General features: G+C 60.1%; 12 protein-coding genes and 4 tRNA genes. 9 read left to right on the top strand and 7 right to left on the bottom strand.

The window, feature by feature from the left end:
• The first annotated feature begins 89 nt into the window (after positions 1 to 89).
• Positions 90 to 1,454 (top strand): DNA recombination protein RmuC, encoded by a 1,365-nt coding sequence (gene rmuC, locus H8F22_RS05240; RefSeq protein ID WP_177327595.1) that lies wholly within the window; start codon positions 90 to 92, stop codon positions 1,452 to 1,454.
• A gap of 114 nt (positions 1,455 to 1,568) precedes the next feature.
• Here the strand turns inward: rmuC and H8F22_RS05235 are convergent, their stop codons facing one another.
• On the bottom strand, positions 1,569 to 5,039 hold the full coding sequence (locus tag H8F22_RS05235; RefSeq protein WP_027922456.1) for a hybrid sensor histidine kinase/response regulator: 3,471 nt from the start codon (positions 5,037 to 5,039) through the stop codon (positions 1,569 to 1,571).
• A gap of 145 nt (positions 5,040 to 5,184) precedes the next feature.
• Positions 5,185 to 5,721, bottom strand: a complete 537-nt coding sequence (locus tag H8F22_RS05230; protein ID WP_027922457.1) for a TetR/AcrR family transcriptional regulator — start codon at positions 5,719 to 5,721, stop codon at positions 5,185 to 5,187.
• Positions 5,722 to 5,874: 153 nt separating this feature from the next.
• Here H8F22_RS05230 and H8F22_RS05225 point away from each other — a divergent pair, with 153 nt between their 5' ends.
• The 4 genes from H8F22_RS05225 (at position 5,875) to H8F22_RS05210 (ending at position 10,652) form a co-directional block, all read left to right on the top strand.
• A complete protein-coding gene (locus H8F22_RS05225) occupies positions 5,875 to 7,068 on the top strand; it encodes an MFS transporter (protein ID WP_059181352.1) in 1,194 nt (397 codons plus the stop codon).
• Positions 7,069 to 7,110: 42 nt separating this feature from the next.
• Positions 7,111 to 7,422 (top strand): cupin domain-containing protein, encoded by a 312-nt coding sequence (locus tag H8F22_RS05220; RefSeq protein WP_027922459.1) that lies wholly within the window; start codon positions 7,111 to 7,113, stop codon positions 7,420 to 7,422.
• A gap of 105 nt (positions 7,423 to 7,527) precedes the next feature.
• On the top strand, positions 7,528 to 8,679 hold the full coding sequence (locus tag H8F22_RS05215; RefSeq protein WP_059181351.1) for a TDT family transporter: 1,152 nt from the start codon (positions 7,528 to 7,530) through the stop codon (positions 8,677 to 8,679).
• Between the two features lie 98 nt (positions 8,680 to 8,777).
• Positions 8,778 to 10,652 (top strand): MFS transporter, encoded by a 1,875-nt coding sequence (locus tag H8F22_RS05210; RefSeq protein WP_027922461.1) that lies wholly within the window; start codon positions 8,778 to 8,780, stop codon positions 10,650 to 10,652.
• A 107-nt stretch (positions 10,653 to 10,759) separates the two neighbouring features.
• On the opposite strand, the gene sugE is transcribed toward H8F22_RS05210, so the two are convergent.
• The 3 genes from sugE to rdgC form a co-directional block, all read right to left on the bottom strand.
• Complete coding sequence (sugE, locus tag H8F22_RS05205) at positions 10,760 to 11,074, bottom strand: quaternary ammonium compound efflux SMR transporter SugE (protein ID WP_027922462.1); 315 nt, start codon at positions 11,072 to 11,074, stop codon at positions 10,760 to 10,762.
• A 119-nt stretch (positions 11,075 to 11,193) separates the two neighbouring features.
• On the bottom strand, positions 11,194 to 12,159 hold the full coding sequence (locus tag H8F22_RS05200) for a bile acid:sodium symporter family protein (protein WP_027922463.1): 966 nt from the start codon (positions 12,157 to 12,159) through the stop codon (positions 11,194 to 11,196).
• 189 nt (positions 12,160 to 12,348) lie between these two features.
• Positions 12,349 to 13,269, bottom strand: a complete 921-nt coding sequence (rdgC, locus tag H8F22_RS05195; protein ID WP_007945202.1) for a recombination-associated protein RdgC — start codon at positions 13,267 to 13,269, stop codon at positions 12,349 to 12,351.
• 161 nt (positions 13,270 to 13,430) lie between these two features.
• Here rdgC and H8F22_RS05190 point away from each other — a divergent pair.
• The 4 genes from H8F22_RS05190 to H8F22_RS05175 all read left to right on the top strand — a co-directional run bounded on the left by H8F22_RS05190 (position 13,431) and on the right by H8F22_RS05175 (position 13,969).
• A tRNA-Val gene (locus H8F22_RS05190) sits at positions 13,431 to 13,506 on the top strand.
• Positions 13,507 to 13,525: 19 nt separating this feature from the next.
• Positions 13,526 to 13,602, top strand: a tRNA-Asp gene (locus H8F22_RS05185).
• Positions 13,603 to 13,801: 199 nt separating this feature from the next.
• Positions 13,802 to 13,877 (top strand) — tRNA-Val (locus H8F22_RS05180).
• A 15-nt stretch (positions 13,878 to 13,892) separates the two neighbouring features.
• A tRNA-Asp gene (locus H8F22_RS05175) sits at positions 13,893 to 13,969 on the top strand.
• Positions 13,970 to 14,060: 91 nt separating this feature from the next.
• Here H8F22_RS05175 and H8F22_RS05170 read toward each other — a convergent pair.
• Complete coding sequence (locus H8F22_RS05170) at positions 14,061 to 15,194, bottom strand: catalase family protein (RefSeq protein ID WP_194939815.1); 1,134 nt, start codon at positions 15,192 to 15,194, stop codon at positions 14,061 to 14,063.
• A complete protein-coding gene (locus tag H8F22_RS05165) occupies positions 15,191 to 16,999 on the bottom strand; it encodes a di-heme-cytochrome C peroxidase (RefSeq protein WP_194939814.1) in 1,809 nt (602 codons plus the stop codon). The genes H8F22_RS05170 and H8F22_RS05165 overlap by 4 nt, the downstream gene beginning before the upstream one ends.
• Positions 17,000 to 17,229 lie beyond the last annotated feature (230 nt).

Genomic DNA, 17,229 nt, shown 5'->3' with positions numbered 1-17,229 from the left:
TACTCGGTCTGGCAGGCGCGGGCCTGCCATTGCTGGTACTGGCCTGGCAAATTCAACGCCGTGCGAGCGGCTCGCAAGCCGAGGCGGCTCTGCTGGAAGAGCGCCTGGCCATGGCCCAACTGGCGCAGGACGGCCTGAATGCCCAACTCGACGCCTGTCGCGATGAAATCGGTGACCTGAGCCAGGCCAACGCCGCCAAGCAAGCGGACCTCGCTGCCACGCGCCGTGAAGTCGAACTGCTGCAAATCGAGCGCGACGACGCTCGCGATGCCTCTCACGCCTGGAACCTCGAGCGCGCCGGTAAAGAGGCAGAGCTACGTCGCCTGGACACGCTGGCGGCGTCACTTAACGCCGAACTACGCGAGCAACAGGAAAGCCATCAGCAACGCCTCAGTGACCTGCAGGGTTCGCGAGACGAGTTGCGAGCGCAGTTCGCCGAACTGGCGGGCAAGATTTTCGACGAGCGTGAGCAGCGCTTCGCCGAAACCAGTCAACAGCGGTTGGGCCAGTTGCTCGATCCGTTGAAAGAGCGCATTCAGTCCTTCGAAAAACGCGTCGAGGAAAGTTATCAGGCCGAAGCGCGCGAGCGTTTCTCGCTGGCCAAGGAACTGGAACGCCTGCAACAGCTGAACCTGCGCCTGAGCGACGAAGCCACCAACCTCACTCGCGCCTTGAAAGGGCAGAAAACCCAGGGCAATTGGGGCGAACTGATTCTCGAGCGAGTGCTTGAACACGCGGGGCTGGAGAAGGGCCGCGAGTACCAGACCCAGGTCACTCTCAAAGGCCCGGATGGCGAGCGCTTCCAGCCGGATGTGATTATTTACCTGCCGGGCGACAAGCAAGTGGTGGTCGACTCCAAGGTCAGCCTGACGGCCTATCAGCAATACGTGGCGGCCGAAGACGACGCCATCGGCCAGATCGCCATCAAGCAACACGTGCTGTCGCTGCGCAATCACGTCAAAGGCCTGTCCGGCAAGGATTACAAACGGCTCGACGGCTTGCACAGCCTGGATTTCGTCTTGCTCTTCGTGCCAATCGAAGCAGCGTTTTCCGCGGCTTTGCAGGCGGAGCCAACGTTGTTCCAGGAAGCCTTCGACCGCAACATCGTGATCGTCAGCCCCACCACGTTGCTGGCGACTTTGCGTGTGATCGACAGCCTGTGGAAGCAAGAGCGCCAGAGCCAGAACGCCCGGGAAATCGCCGAGCGTGCCGGGTGGCTGTACGACAAGTTTGTGTTGTTCATCCAGGATCTGGACGAAGTCGGCAATCGCTTGCAGCAACTGGACAAAGCCTACAGCTCTGCGCGCAACAAGCTGACAGAAGGCCGGGGGAATCTGGTCAGTCGCAGCGAGCAGCTGAAGTTGCTCGGCGCGCGAGCCAGCAAGAGCTTGCCGGCGGACTTGCTGGAGCGGGCGATGACCGATGTGGATGGCTTGGCCGAGTTACCGGAATAGCCGGAAAAGCATCGCGAGCAGGCTCACTTCTACAGGAACAGCGCTAAACCCTGTGGGAGCGAGCTTGCTCGCGATGGCGGCAGAAGCCTCCCTGCAAAGCTAAAACCCGCCGCGCTACAACGGCAAATGCCGACTCAACAACGCCCTCAACGCCGCCGGCTTCACCGGCTTGGCCAGATAATCCAGCCCCGCCGCATGCACCTGCGCCACCGTCTCCGGCCGGCCATCGGCGCTGATCACCACCCCCGGCACGGGTTCCCCCAGTTGAGTGCGCAGCCACGCCATCAGCTCGGTCCCGGTTTCGCCATGGTCCAGGTGGTAATCCACCAGCGCCAGTTGCGGACGAACGCCGTCGTTGAGCAGCGCTGCACATTCCTCTCGGTTACGCGCGGTCCAGACCTGACAACCCCAGCGCGTCAGCAGGCTGTTCATGCCGATCAGAATGCTGTCTTCATTGTCGATGCACAGCACCTGTGCGCCGCTCAATACGTGGCCGTTGAGTTCAGCGGTCTTGGGCGCCACCACGGTTTGTGCCCGAGCCAGCGGCACGCTGACGCTGAACACACTGCCGCGCCCCGGCCAGGAGCGAACTTGCAGCGTGTGTCCCAAGACGCGGCACAGCCCATCGGCAATCGCCAGGCCCAATCCCAGGCCTTTCTCCGCGCGGGTCTGATGACTGTCGAGGCGTTTGAATTCTTCGAAGATCACCTGCAGTTTGTCCTGCGCAATGCCCGGCCCGCGGTCCCAGACCTCCAGGCACAATTCATCCTTGCGCCGCCGGACGCCGAGCAGCACCGGCCCCTTGGCATAGCGGAATGCATTGGTCAGGAAATTTTGCAGGATCCGTCGCAGCAGTTTGATGTCGCTGTCGACCCGCAACGTGCTGCTCCGAACCCGGAAGCTCAGCCCTTGTTCCTGAGCCTGCGCCTTGAATTCGGCGCCAAGGGTGTCGAACAATTCGTTGAGTGCGAAGGGCTTCGGGTCGGGGTTGATCTTGCCATTTTCCAGGCGAGAAATATCCAGCAGGTCGCTGATCAAGTCCTCGGCCGAACGCAACGAACTGTCCAGGTGATGGACCAGTTTTTGCGCCTCGCCCGACAGACCATCGTCCTGGTGAGACAACGCGGCGGAGAACAGGCGCGCAGCGTTCAGCGGTTGCATCAAGTCATGGCTGACGGCCGCCAGAAAGCGAGTTTTCGACTGGTTGGCAGATTCGGCAGTGCTCTTGGCTTCTGTCAATGCAACGTTGAGTTGCGACAACTCGTGGGTGCGCTCTGCCACCCGCTGCTCCAGGCCTTCGTTGGCTTCGGTCAGCGCTTGTTCGGCTTCGCGGAACGCGGTGATGTCGGTGAAGCTCATGACGAAACCACCACCGGGCATCGGATTGCCGATCAGCTCGATTACCCGTCCGTTGGGGAACAGTCGTTCCGAGGTGTGGGCGCGGCCCTGACGCATCCAGTGCAGGCGGCGGGCGACGTGCACTTCGGCTTCACCGGGGCCGCACAGGCCGCGTTCGGCATTGTGGCGAATGATATCGGCAATCGGGCGTCCGACGCTGATCAGGCCGTCCGGGTAGTTGAACAGCTCCAGATAACGCCGGTTCCAGGCCACCAGTTTCAGTGACTGGTCGACCACGCTGATGCCCTGGGTGATGTTTTCGATCGCGCCTTGCAGCAGGGCGCGGTTGAACTGCAACACTTCCGACGCTTCGTCGGCGATGCGCACGACGTCTTCCAGCTGCATTTCCCGGCCTTCGATGGCGGCTTTCACCACCGCCCGCGTCGAGGAAGCACCGAGTACACCCGCCAGCAGGCGTTCGGTGTGGGCGATCCATTCACCGTCGGCGTTCTGATTCGGGTTGAAACCTTTGCCTTGGCGGTAGGCGAAACGGATGAAGCTCTGACGCGCCCGTTCTTCGCCGACGAAACGCGCGGCCAGTTGCAGCAAATCATCGATCTGCACGGCGAGCATCGAACGGGCGCTGGGGCGTGCGCTGATTTCCTGGCCGATGAAACGACCCGCCTGCCAGTGCTCGGAAACCCGCGTCCGGGACAACACCGAGACCCAGGCAAACAACGTGAAATTTCCGGCCAGCGACAGCACCACGCCTTGGGTCAGTGGGGTGATCGGCAGGTTCATCGGGTTGCTGTGCAGCCAGGCCAGGCCCGGGAAGCTCTCCAGCGGCCAGCCGAGGCTACGCGCCGCAATCGGCAGGATCAGCGTGTAGAACCACAGGAATGTTCCGGCGGCGAGCCCGGCGAATACGCCGCGACGGTTGGCCTGCTTCCAGTACAGCGCGCCGAGCATGGCTGGGGCCAGTTGCGTCACGGCGGCGAAGGCGATCTGGCCGATGGTTGCCAGGCTGGCGGTCGAGCCCAGCAGGCGATAGCTGACGTAGGCCAGGAGCAAAATCACCACGATGCTCACCCGGCGTACCGAGAGCATCCACTGGCGAAACACTTCGAACGGTCGCTCGGCGTTGTTTCGGCGTAGCAACCACGGCAACAGCATGTCGTTGGACACCATGGTAGACAGCGCCACGCTGGCGACAATCACCATGCCGGTCGCCGCTGAGGCGCCGCCGATAAACGCCAGCAAGGCGAGGGCAGGGTGCGCCTGGGCCAGCGGCAGGCTGATGACGAACGAGTCCGGCAACACCGAACTGGGCAGCATCATCTGACCGGCGAGGGCGATCGGGACGACAAACAGCGCGGCCAATGCCAGGTAGGCCGGAAACACCCATTTGGCCAGACGCAAATCCTGAGGATCAATGTTCTCCACCACCGTCACGTGGAACTGCCGGGGCAGGCAGATGATCGCCATCATCGCGACGCCCGTCTGCACCACCATCGACGGCCAGTTGATGGTTTCCTTCCAGTATTCTTCGAGGCGCGGGGCGAGCATGGCCTGGTTGAACAGGTCGTCGAAACCGTCGTACAGCCCAAAGGTCACGAACGCACCGACGGCGAGAAACGCGAACAGCTTGACCAGTGACTCAAACGCGATGGCCAGCACCATGCCACGGTGGTGTTCTGTGGCATCAAGGTTGCGGGTACCGAAGACAATGGTGAACAGCGCCAGCACCAGCGACACAATCAAGGCGGTGTCCTGGGCGCGAACCCCCATCGCGTCGGCGCCCGCGCCAATCAGCAGGTTTACCCCGAGCACAATGCCCTTGAGCTGCAAGGCGATGTAGGGCAACACGCCGACCAGACAGATCAACGCCACCACAATCGCCAGTGACTGGGATTTACCGTAGCGGGCGGCAATGAAGTCGGCGATGGAGGTGATGTTTTCCTGTTTGCTGATCATCACCATTTTTTGCAGGACCCACGGCGCGCCCACCAGCAGCAGAATCGGTCCGAGGTAGATCGGCAGGAACGACCAGAGCTGTTCCGCCGCCTGGCCCACGGCGCCAAAGAATGTCCAGCTCGTGCAATAGACCGCCAGCGACAGGCTGTACACCCACGCACGCACGCGCGGTGGCAACGGCGTGCTGCGACGGTCACCGTAGAAGGCAATGGCGAACATGATGGCCATATAGGCCAGGGCGACGGCGGCGATCAGCCCGCTGGACAGCGACATGGGAACTCCCGACGAAAGACACCCGGGACTCCCGCCCGGTCAGACAGTCTCGCACGACCGCCCCGGTTAGTCAGTGTCGACCAAGGTCGTGGCGTGGCGGGGTGTCGCAGGCGGCGTATCAGGCGGATGTTGGTTGTCTGGGCCCTTACTGATTCAACGCAATCCCGATCAACCGATGCAACTCCTCAACCTCCAACGGCGCCTCGGAAAACAGGATGCGAAACACGATAGGCGCCGCCACCATGTTAATCAGCCGATCGACACTCGGTTTTGGCTCATTCGGATAACGATCCAGAATCATCTGCAACTGCCCGCCAATGATCGTGGCGCAATAGCTCGGCTTGAGGCTCGCTTGCACGTCGCGCAGCATGTTGCGGCCGGGTTCGGAACTCATCTCGTCCAGATACTGTTCCGCCCAGGCCTGCACATCACCGCGCAGGCTGCCGGTATCGGCCGATGCGGTTTCCGGCTGCATGCGGGCGAGGGCGACGTCCGCCAACAATGCCGACAAATCACCCCAGCGCCGATAGATCGTCGACGGTGTAACTCCTGCACGCGCAGCGATTTGCGGCACGGTCACGCTGGCGCGCTCCTGCTCTTCGAGCAATTCGCGCACGGCCTTGTGAATCGATTCCTGCACCCGGGCACTGCGGCCGCCGGGACGTAAGGTGGGGCCTGTCATTACCTGTTTCCTGTTCTCGCCGAGACTTGCCGTCAGGCAAACGCCCTGGCTCTAAAAGCCATGCATCGGACCTTAACACAAAGAATTTGCTTTAAGCGCCAGCCAGTAGCACACTCCGCAAAAGCGAAAAATTAGCTTTTGCGGAGTGTGCCGATGTCCAGTTCTCGTTCAAATCGTGCAAGCCTGTGGTTTCTGGCGATCACTTTACTCAGTTTTCTCGCGGCTTCCACGGCGCCGACGCCGTTGTATCGCTTGTACCAAGAGCAGATGCACTTCTCGGCCGCGACCCTGACCCTGATTTTCGGTGTCTACGCCTTCAGCCTGCTGGCGGCGCTGCTGACGGTTGGTTCGCTGTCGGATCACCTTGGGCGCAAGCCGGTGATTTTCACCGCCGTGGTGTTGAATGCCCTGGCGATGTTGCTGTTTATCAATGCTGACAGCGTCGCCTGGCTGATCAGTGCTCGAGTGCTGCAAGGGTTTGCCACCGGCATGGCGACCGCCGTGCTGAGCGCCACACTGCTGGACACCGACCGCCAACAGGGGCCGTTGATCAACAGCGTTGCGCCGCTGCTTGGCATGGCCCTGGGCGGATTGGGCTGTGGTTTGCTGGCCGAATTCGCACCCGCGCCGTTGCACCTGACGTATTGGCTGCTGTTCGTCCTGTTTGCGTTGCAGGCGCTCTATATCTGGCGTTTGCCGGAAAGTGTGTCGCGTCAACCGGGGGCTTGGGCTTCGCTGCGGCCGACCTTGCATGTGCCGGTTCAAGCGCGCTCGACCTTATGGCGGGTACTGCCGCTGAATACGGCAACGTGGGCGCTCGGCGGTTTTTATGCGTCCCTGGCACCCTCGTTGGTGCGCACGGCCACCGGTTCCACCTCGAACCTGATTGCCGGGTCGACCGTCGCGGCGCTGACGGTGACAGGGGCCTTGATGATTTTCACCCTGCGCAATCGTCCCGCTGCTCTGGCGCTGCAGTTGGGAGCAAGCTTGCTGCCAACCGGTATCGTCCTGGTGCTACTGGGCGTGCACAGCGCCAGCCTGCCGTTGTTTTTCCTCGGCACGCTCGTCGCTGGTTGTGGTTTCGGCGCCGGTTTTCTGGGGGCCGTGCGCAGTCTGGTGCCATTGGCTCTACCCCATGAGCGCGCGGGGCTGATGTCGGCGTTTTATGTACTCAGTTACCTGGCGTTCTGTCTGCCATCGCTGTTGGCCGGGAACCTGACGCGAAGCTTCGGCCTGGTCGCGACGACCGACGGCTACAGTGCCGTGCTGATCGTGCTCTCCGTTGGCGCTTTGCTGGCGTTGATCCGTCAGCGCTCGTTGAAAGTCTGTGGCACAGATGTGCGTTGATCGCTAGCCTTGGCCTCTTCATTCATTTCGACGGACCGCCCCATGAAGATCATCCGCAGCAAATCTTTCACCGCTGATCGCGCCTGGGGCGCACTCGACATCGCCAACATGAACGGCATCACCACCCGTTTGCACTGGACCGATCAGCCTTATAAATGGCACGTCAACGATGGCCAGGAAGTGTTCGTGGTGCTGGATGGGCAGGTGCAGATGCGTTATCGCGAAGAGGGCATCGAGAAGCAGGCGCTGTTGGATGTTGGCGACATCTTTTATGCCTCTGTCGGCACCGAGCATGTGGCGCATCCGCAGGGTGCGGCGCGAATTCTGGTGATCGAATCGCAAGGCAGTGTCTGAATCTATATCTGCAAAACAGATAAGTTATAGAGATATTACCCGTTATATAGATATTCGATTCAGTTCTACCATGGGCTCCACCTCACCAGAGGAGAGGAGTTCGCCATGACATGCCCTAACAGCGTCACAACCGGTATCAAACCGTTCAGCCATTTGCAGCACCCGCGTGAGGTCATCCGTCAATTCACGCCCAACTGGTTCGCCGCGACCATGGGCACCGGGGTGCTCGCGCTGGCGCTGGCGCAATTGCCCCTCGCCATTCCCGGTTTGCGCGCGCTCGCCGAAGGGGTGTGGCTGTTCAATATTTTCCTGTTCGCCGTCTTCACCGCCGTGTACACCGCGCGTTGGGTGCTGTTCTTCGACGAAGCGCGGCGAATCTTCGGCCATTCCACGGTCTCAATGTTCTTCGGCACCATTCCCATGGGCCTGGCGACCATCATCAACGGCTTTCTGGTGTTCGGTCTGCCGCGCTGGGGTGACGGCGTGATTCCTATCGCCGAAATGCTCTGGTGGCTGGATGTGGCGATGTCGCTGGCGTGCGGCGTGCTGATTCCCTTCATGATGTTCACCCGTCAGGAACACAGTATCGACCAGATGACCGCCGTCTGGCTGTTGCCGGTGGTGGCCGCGGAAGTCGCGGCGGCCAGCGGTGGCCTGCTGGCGCCGCACCTGGCGGATGCGCATTCGCAACTGGTGGTGCTGGTGACGAGTTACGTGCTCTGGGCGTTTTCCCTGCCGGTGGCCTTCAGCATTCTGACCATCCTGTTGCTGCGTATGGCGCTGCATAAATTGCCCCATGAAAATATGGCCGCTTCGAGCTGGCTCGCGTTGGGTCCGATTGGCACCGGGGCACTGGGCATGTTGCTGCTGGGGGCGGACGCGCCAGCCATCTTCGCCGCCAACGGTCTGCCGGGCATGGGTGAAATCGCCGCCGGCCTGGGGCTGGTAGCCGGGATCACCCTGTGGGGCTTCGGTTTGTGGTGGATGCTGATTGCGGTGCTGATTACCTTGCGTTACCTGCGCGCCGGCATCCCGTTCAACCTCGGCTGGTGGGGGTTTACCTTCCCGTTGGGCGTCTACTCGCTGGCGACGTTGAAACTGGCCAGCACCTTGAACCTGACGTTTTTCAGTGTGTTTGGCTGCGTGCTGGTGGCGTTGCTGGCGATGATGTGGCTGATCGTTGCCCGGCGCACGTTGCAAGGCGCGTGGCGCGGTGAACTGTTTGTCTCGCCGTGCATTGCAGGATTAAAGAAATAACCTGCAAAGATTAGGTAATGTGTGGCCTGGATCGACGTTCGGCATTCCAATAACCGTATCCACGCCACTCGCTACCTAACATCAGGGACACATGGAAGATGAGTCACCCCTCGCAGTTCACCTTGCTCCGCACCCGGCGCTTCCTGCCGTTTTTCGTGACCCAGTCCCTCGGGGCGTTCAACGACAACATCTTCAAGCAGTCGTTGATCCTCGCCATTCTGTACAAATTGACCATCGACGGTGACCGCTCGATCTACGTCAACCTCTGTGCGCTGCTGTTCATCCTGCCGTTCTTTCTGTTCTCGGCGCTGGCCGGACAGTTCGGCGAGAAGTTCGCCAAGGACCGCCTGATCCGCCTGATCAAGCTCGGCGAAATCGTCATCATGGCGGTCGGCGCGGTGGGTTTCGTCTTTGATCATCTGTCGTTGATGCTGGTGGCGCTGTTCGCCATGGGCACACATTCGGCGCTGTTCGGGCCGGTGAAATACTCGATCCTGCCCCAGGCCCTGCGTGAAGAAGAGCTGGTCGGCGGTAACGGGCTGGTGGAAATGGGCACCTTCCTGGCGATTCTCGCCGGGACCATTGGCGCCGGGATCATGATGTCATCCAGTCACTACGCGCCTATCGTTTCCAGCGCGATCATCGGCGTTGCCGTGCTCGGCTACCTGGCCAGTCGCAGCATTCCACGGGCGGCGGCTGCTTCGCCGGAAATGCACCTGAACTGGAACATTTTCAGCCAGTCCTGGGCCACGTTGAAGTTGGGCCTTGGACAGACGCCCGCGGTATCGCGTTCGATCGTCGGTAACTCGTGGTTCTGGTTTGTCGGGGCGATTTACCTGACCCAGATCCCGGCCTATGCCAAAGAGTGGATGCACGGCGACGAAACCGTGGTGACTCTGATTCTGACGGTGTTCTCGGTGGGGATCGCGCTCGGCTCGATGCTCTGTGAAAAGCTCTCCGGACGCAAAGTCGAGATTGGCCTGGTGCCGTTCGGCTCGTTCGGTCTGACGGTGTTTGGCTTGCTGCTGTGGTGGCATTCGGGCGGTATTCCGGACAGCGCGACCGGCCACGGCTGGGTTGAAGTTCTCGGCTTTGGTCACACCTGGCTGGTGTTGATCGACATCCTTGGCCTGGGGATCTTTGGTGGTTTCTACATCGTGCCGCTGTATGCGCTGATCCAGTCGCGCACCGCCGAGAACGAGCGGGCGCGGGTGATTGCCGCCAACAACATTCTCAATGCGTTGTTCATGGTGGTGTCGGCGATTGTCTCGATCATCTTGTTGAGCCTGGTCAAGCTGTCGATTCCGCAGCTGTTCCTGGTGGTGTCGCTGCTGAACATCGGCGTCAACGCCTACATCTTCAAGATCGTCCCCGAATTCAGCATGCGCTTCATGATCTGGCTGCTCAGCCACTCCATGTACCGCGTGGAGCATCGCAATCTGGAGCTGATTCCCGATGAAGGCGCGGCGCTGCTGGTGTGCAATCACGTGTCCTTTGTCGATGCGCTGCTGATTGGCGGCGCGGTGCGTCGGCCGATTCGCTTTGTGATGTACTACAAAATCTACAACCTGCCGGTGCTGAACTTTATCTTTCGCACGGCCGGGACGATTCCGATCGCGGGGCGTCAGGAAGACATTCAAATCTACGAAAGAGCCTTCAAGCGGATTGCGCAGTATCTGAAGGATGGCGAGTTGGTGTGTATCTTTCCGGAAGGCAAATTGACGGCTGACGGGGAGATCAATGAGTTCAAGGGGGGGCTGACGCGAATTCTGGAAGAAACGCCGGTGCCGGTGATTCCACTGGCGTTGCAGGGGTTGTGGGGGAGTTTCTTCAGTCGTGATCCGGGCAAGGGGCTGTTTCGCCGGTTGTGGTCGCGGGTGACGTTGGTGGCGGGGCCGGCAGTGGCGGTTGAAGCGGCGGAGCCGGCCAAGTTGCAGGCGCTGGTTGGCGAGTTGCGCGGCACCGTCAGATAGTGGGTGAATGTGCTGGCCGCATCGCGAGCAGGCTAACTCCTACAGGTGATTTGTGACCAACATAGATCACCTGTAGGAGTAAGCCTGCTCGCGATGGCGGTCTAAAGTCAGGCGCTGACTTTGAGCCCAACCAAGCCAGCGATGATTAACGCCACACTGGCCAGCCGAAACAGCGCCATCGACTCACCAAACAGAATGATCCCAGCAATCACCGTGCCGACTGCACCCACCCCCGTCCAGATCGCATACGCCGTGCCCAGCGGCAATTCCTTCATCGCAAGGCCCAGCAAGCCAAGGCTGATGGCCATGGCTGCAACGGTCAATGCGGTGGGCAGGGGACGGCTGAAACCGTCGGTGTACTTCAGGCCAACGGCCCAGCCGACTTCGAACAGGCCGGCGAAAAACAGGATGATCCAGGACATGAAAGACCTCCATCGATTGACGGGGTCGTCCCCAGATTAATGACTCGATCGAGCCGCGAGGTCGTCCTCGCGTTGCGCCATAGAGTGCCCATCATTAATCCGGGGATCAAGTTTGCGGCTTATTCGGTGGCCTGTCGCGCAGCGGTTTCCCGGTCTTGTTTCTCGCTCATTCGACGGAAATACGTCGAGAGCAGCGCCCCGGAAATATTGTGCCACACGCTGAACAACGCACTCGGCACCGCCGCCAGCGGCGAGAAGTGGGCACTGGCCAGCGCGGCGCCCAGCCCGGAATTCTGCATGCCGACTTCCAGCGCCAGCGATTTGCGTTGGGCCAAAGGCAGCTTGAACAGGCGGCCGGTGAAGTAGCCCAGCAGATAACCGAAGCTGTTGTGCAACATCACCACGGCCATGATCAGCAGGCCGGACTCGGCAATCTTCGCCTGGCTGGCGGCGACCACGGCGGTGACGATGATCACGATGCTCACCACCGAAATCAGTGGCAACACTTCTACCGCGTGGCGAACCTTGGTACCGAGCACGCGTTGCGCCACCACGCCGAGGATGATCGGCAACAGCACCACTTGCAGAATCGACCAGAACAGCTCCATGAACGACACCGGCAACCAGGCCGAGGCCAACAGCCAGATCAGCGCTGGAGTCAGCAGCGGAGCGAGGAGGGTGGTGACGGCGGCGATGGCCACCGACAGGGCCAGATCGCCGCGTGCCAGCCAGGTCATCACGTTCGACGAGGTGCCGCTTGGGCAGCACCCGACCAGAATCACGCCGACGGCAATTTCCGGCGGCAGGTGAAACGCCTGGCAGAGCAACCACGCCACGCCGGGCATGATCACGAAATGGGCAACCACGCCTAACGCAACGCGCCACGGATGGCGGGCGACTTCGGCGAAGTCTTCAAGTTTGAGGGTCAGGCCCATGCCGAACATCACCAACCCGAGCAGTGGCACGATTGCGCCCTTGAGGCCGATGAACCACGCCGGTTGCAGGAAGGCCAGAACCGCGAAAATCAGTACCCAGTAAGCGAAGGTGTTCCCGACAAAACGACTCAATGCTGCCAATGCACGCATGGCTTGATCCTTATTATGAGTAACGATCCCAAGGTGGAATCCAATCAATGTGGGAGCCGGCTTGCCTGCGATGGCGGTGTGTCAGTCAGCTGATCTGTAGACTGACATAGCGCCATCGTCGGAACGCCGCCCGGAGCAAGCCCGGCTCCCACAGTTGATCCGGTTTCTTCAGGGGAAATCGGTTTTGCTTTAGATCCCCTGCGGAGTCTCTTCGCCGCCCAGCGCTTCAACCAGCGCCGGCAGGAAGTCGCCGAAGGTCAGCATCATCAGGGTGAAGCTGGCGTCCAGTTGGCCCAGGGCCTCTTCGCCGCCGTCCTGTTCCGCCTGATCTTGCAGCAGGTCTTCGAACTTCAGACGCTTGACCACCATCTTGTCGTCGAGGACGAAAGACAGTTTGTCTTGCCAGGCCAAGGACAGCTGAGTGACCACTTTGCCGGTGCTCAGGTGCAGCTGGATTTCTTCGCTGGTCAGGTCCTGACGCTTGCATCGCACGATGCCGCCGTCTTCGTGGGTATCACGCAGCTCGCATTCGTCCAGCACAAAGAAGTCGTCTGCGGCTTTCTGGGTGGTGACCCATTCGGTCATGGTGGCGGTTGGCGACATTTTTACGGTCAGTGGACGTACCGGCAGGGTGCCGATCACTTCACGCAGGGTGGACAGCAGGTCTTCGGCACGTTTCGGGCTGGCCGAGTTGACGAGGATCAGGCCTTGTTTCGGCGCAATGGCGGCGAAGGTCGACGAGCGACGAATAAAGGCGCGCGGCAGGAACGCCTGGATGATTTCATCCTTGATCTGGTCGCGTTCTTTCTTATAGACCTTACGCATTTGCTCGGCTTCGATCTCGTCGACCTTTTCCTTTACGGCGTCACGCACGACGCTGCCCGGCAGGATGCGTTCTTCTTTACGCGCAGAAATCAGCAGGAAGTCGCCGCTGACGTGGACCAGCGGTGCATCTTCGCCCTTGCCGAATGGCGCGACGAAACCGTAGGTGGTCAACTCCTGGCTTGCACATGGACGCGCCAGTTTGGTGGCCAGTGCAGTTTCCAACGCCTCGGCATCAACAGGCAGATCTTGGGTCAGGCGATAGATAAGCAGGTTTTTGAACCACATGGGGTAAGTCTCTCCTTATATACAAAGGGGGGCATTATTCTCTTAGCTGCGCCATAGGCCAACCCTTCGCTAAGCCTTTGGAAGGCCTGAGAAAATTATTTAAAAAAGTGCTTGCCAGAGGTGAGGTCGCTCCGTAGAATGCGCGCCACACCGAACGTGAAGGGTGATTAGCTCAGCTGGGAGAGCGTCTGCCTTACAAGCAGAATGTCGGCGGTTCGATCCCGTCATCACCCACCATTCGCATTCAGTGTTACGCGCAGCGGTAGTTCAGTCGGTTAGAATACCGGCCTGTCACGCCGGGGGTCGCGGGTTCGAGTCCCGTCCGCTGCGCCATATTCGGTTACCTGGAACGCTGAACGCCAGGTCACCACGGAAAAGCCCGCTCACGCGGGTTTTTTTCTGTCTGTAGATTGTCCGTTGTTCCTGCAGGTTGCATCGTTTCACCGGTTTTCGGATTTATTTGAAAAATAATTCAATTAAATCAACACTTTACGAAAACCTGTGGCATAATGTGCCCCGCAACGAAGGTAAAGGGTGATTAGCTCAGCTGGGAGAGCGTCTGCCTTACAAGCAGAATGTCGGCGGTTCGATCCCGTCATCACCCACCACTTTCAACGCTACGCGCAGCGGTAGTTCAGTCGGTTAGAATACCGGCCTGTCACGCCGGGGGTCGCGGGTTCGAGTCCCGTCCGCTGCGCCATATTCGGTTACCTGGAACGCTGAACGCCAGGTACCACACAGAAAGCCCGCTTAATGCGGGCTTTTTGCTGTCTGGCGTTTGGCAATTGCGTTTATTGCTCGGCGTTACGACTGTGTCGGTAGTCGCTTACGGCTTCATACACCGCTTTGCGAAGTCGGTTGATGCCGCCAATTGGCCGATGAGCCTCAAGACCAAACCATGGATTGAACGACTGGTTGTCGCATTGGATATTCAATGCCGGCGTGTCGAAATCTTGCGCGGGTACTTTGATTCGCGCCACGGTCTGGAATGGCGCCGCGTTTTCACGCCATTCGATGCTGGTGTCTTCTATGGGCATGTACTGGCTTGGGTCCTGACGCTGAATTTGCAGGACGAAGCAGGCCGGCACCCGGTCGGTCGACAATTGCTGGTTCAGCGCATTGCGCAGGAAGTTTGGCAACTTCTGGTTCTGCGCGGGCAGGGTGTAGGCCGGGCAGCTATCAGGGTCCGGCATCACTCGGAATTTGGCATTGGTGGCACCAAACTTGTAGGGCGAAACCGAAAAGTAAGTGGTCTTCGTCGGACTTTCCGGGGCGGGTGACAGGGTTGCCAAGGCGATAAACAGGTGCCGAACCTGCCAGGTCCGTGGGTCCCAACCCGGGAAAAACGCCATCAGCTTTTTGCCGTCAGCCTGGGCCGCTACATTCTGACGGTACTCGGCGACATCGCTGACGAAGAAATTCGGGTGGCTGAACATCACAAAATCCTGTTCGCCACGAGTCTGTTGATCGGCGAGCAGCTGTTTGCCGGGCACATCGAGCAATTTGATTGCCATGCCCCGGGCGTCTCGAATGCTGTCGAATTGCGGATACGCATTGCCATTGGACAGGCGCATTGTCGCTTGCCAGGTTTTGCCGGGTTGGCTGAACACGCCCTGGCGCAGTTCCTCGGTCAGATCCGCCAGCACTTGAACCTCGGCCTTCACGCAGCCATGGGCCTTGGCATGTGCATCGCGCAGGTAGCGGGTGTTCTCACGGTGTTGATCGACGATGCGCACCGCCGTCTGAATGACGTCCTGAGTCATGGCGGCTTCGCCATCCGGTATCACTTCTTGCGCTGAAACAGGTCCGCTGTGCTGCCAGGCGAACCACGCCATGGCTAGCGCATAACCGAGCACACCCAGGCCGATCAACCACAGGAGGGTCTTGCCAAGAAAAGCGCCAAGGCGCATCCAGAGTCTGCTCATGGCAATTGCGCCTCCAGCGGGCCGCCCAATACCTTCAGATATTCCAGCAGCGCCCAGCGCTCCTGCGGTTGCAGCAAGCGGCCAATCACGCCGTTGCCGCGCTGGCCGGCACGGAACTCGTGGCCGCTGTTGTGATTGCCGGTGATGCGCGTGTCGAACACAAAGCCATTGGTAAAGGCCTCGGTACGATAGCCAAGATGTTGCGGGTCGTACTCGAACGTACCTTTATAGAAGGTCGTTGCGCGTTCATCTTGAGGTGAGAGCAGCTGATAAATGCTCGGTACCGAACCGTTGTGCAGAAACGGCGCAGTGGCCCAGACGCCTGCCAGTGGCCGTGCCTTATAGGCCCGCAGCTCACGCACGCTAATTGGCAGGCCGAAGCCATTCATGGCCGGTTGTTCGGCGGCAGGAATGTTCGCGTCACGGTAAGCGCGGTTTCCGACGAAAGCCGTGATGTATGCCAGCCCCTTGGCCGATGACAGCTGGCTCAAATCCAGCGGTTCAGCGGGTGCTGGCTGCAAGTGCACGTCCAGCTGCTTGAGTTCCGCCAGGTCCCATTGCAAGGCGGAGAGGTCGAAGCGATGGTCGGCAATGTTGTTGGCGGCGCCCGGGTCGGTGCCAATGAAATCGACCGGTAGCATTTTCAAATGTTGCACCCAGCGCCCGTCACTCTCGACTGTGCGTGGCAAATGGCAACCGGCGCAGTTTTCGCGGAACAACTCGCGACCTTTGGCTGCCAACGGCTTGTCGACAGCGCCGAGTAACTCTTCAGGCCATGCGGGTGGTTTGAGCCGTTGCAGGGTTTCCTCGATCTGGTGCAGGTCGCGTAATCGCACACTCGACGGATAACGTCCGTCACCTTTGAGCGGTTGGCCGTTGGCATCGAAGAAACTCAGTGTGGCGCCCACACCCAGGGATTCGCCGATGTTGCGAGCCATGGGTTGTTGCGCCGAACCGTTCCACTGCACCCAGTCGAACGTCCACATGTCCCACAATTGCGGGTAATCCACCGGGGCATTGGCCACACGGTAGTTGTCGGCTGAAATCGCATCACCGAACGTGGCGTTGGCAATGCGTCCGAAGGCGTCGGTACGGCCCGGTCCTTCCTCGGTGGGGTAGAGCCCGCGATGGGTATCGTTCCAGGCAACTTTGACGAAGGTAACGAGGGACGCTTTGAACTCTTCACGCAATTGTGGGTGCCGGGCGTCGTAGTCATCGCCCAGCACGTTGCGGGCGAAGCGTTCGAATTTCCACGGGTTGAGGTAAGTCGAGGTCAGACTGGCGACCAACGCTTGTCCGAAACTGCCCCCTTTCAACGTAGGAACACTGGAAGGCAAAACGTGCTGCGCCGAACCGCCGTCAATGCGGATCGCCTGGCCGTTGAAGCGCAACTCACCGGTGTGGCAAGCGGCGCACGAGATGTCGAGAAATTCGTCCTGACTGCCGGGATTTTGGTGGCGGGCAAAACCTACCGGCAAATTCCCAGGGTTGTCTGGCGTGGCTTTCTGCCCGGGATCGATCAGGAAACCAAAGCGGGCGAGGTACTCGGGCGATGCGAATCGTTGTTGCGAGAAGGGCAGTTCGAGGGCGTTGAACCAGGCATAGCGCAAGCCTTTGACCTGGGTTCCCTGAGGCGTGAAGTAGTAAGTCTGGCGATCTTCGGCGCTCCATTGTTCCAGGTAATGCACCTGTTGCGCGGGCGACCAGGTCGGCAGTTTCGGATTGGCGACGTAATACAGAACCACGGCCAGGCCGAGTCCCAGCAGCACAGCCACCAGCATCAGCAGGCGAAATAAGAGGCGCAAGATAAACATCCTTGTCGAGTTGTGGCTCTCTTATGCCGCAGGGGACGGGGTGCGGCAAGTGGCCATTACGCCAGATGTTGTGGGATATAGGATCAGCTGCTGTAGGTGCCAGATGACAGATGCTTCATGATGCCAATCCTGAAATGCGTTAAAACACCTGAACTTATCAGAAGTTTCCAGCTCTCATGCCGGTAGCCATTGGTCGTGGCCGCCTGATAAGCTCGCGGCTT

Source organism: Pseudomonas mucoides (genome assembly GCF_015461845.1).
Lineage (GTDB): Bacteria > Pseudomonadota > Gammaproteobacteria > Pseudomonadales > Pseudomonadaceae > Aquipseudomonas > Aquipseudomonas mucoides.
The sequence above is the reverse complement of the archived record's forward strand: the minus strand, read 5'-3'. Positions and strand labels throughout refer to the sequence as shown.

What these genes read in the sequence shown, in the direction of transcription:
- H8F22_RS05215 (WP_059181351.1), top strand. Translation starts at nt 7,528, where the DNA reads ATGACATGCCCTAACAGCGTCACAACCGGTATCAAACCGTTCAGCCAT.
- sugE (WP_027922462.1), bottom strand. Translation starts at nt 11,074, where the DNA reads ATGTCCTGGATCATCCTGTTTTTCGCCGGCCTGTTCGAAGTCGGCTGG.
- rdgC (WP_007945202.1), bottom strand. Translation starts at nt 13,269, where the DNA reads ATGTGGTTCAAAAACCTGCTTATCTATCGCCTGACCCAAGATCTGCCT.
- H8F22_RS05170 (WP_194939815.1), bottom strand. Translation starts at nt 15,194, where the DNA reads ATGAGCAGACTCTGGATGCGCCTTGGCGCTTTTCTTGGCAAGACCCTC.
- H8F22_RS05225 (WP_059181352.1), top strand. Translation starts at nt 5,875, where the DNA reads ATGTCCAGTTCTCGTTCAAATCGTGCAAGCCTGTGGTTTCTGGCGATC.
- H8F22_RS05220 (WP_027922459.1), top strand. Translation starts at nt 7,111, where the DNA reads ATGAAGATCATCCGCAGCAAATCTTTCACCGCTGATCGCGCCTGGGGC.
- H8F22_RS05230 (WP_027922457.1), bottom strand. Translation starts at nt 5,721, where the DNA reads ATGACAGGCCCCACCTTACGTCCCGGCGGCCGCAGTGCCCGGGTGCAG.
- H8F22_RS05235 (WP_027922456.1), bottom strand. Translation starts at nt 5,039, where the DNA reads ATGTCGCTGTCCAGCGGGCTGATCGCCGCCGTCGCCCTGGCCTATATG.
- H8F22_RS05200 (WP_027922463.1), bottom strand. Translation starts at nt 12,159, where the DNA reads ATGCGTGCATTGGCAGCATTGAGTCGTTTTGTCGGGAACACCTTCGCT.
- H8F22_RS05210 (WP_027922461.1), top strand. Translation starts at nt 8,778, where the DNA reads ATGAGTCACCCCTCGCAGTTCACCTTGCTCCGCACCCGGCGCTTCCTG.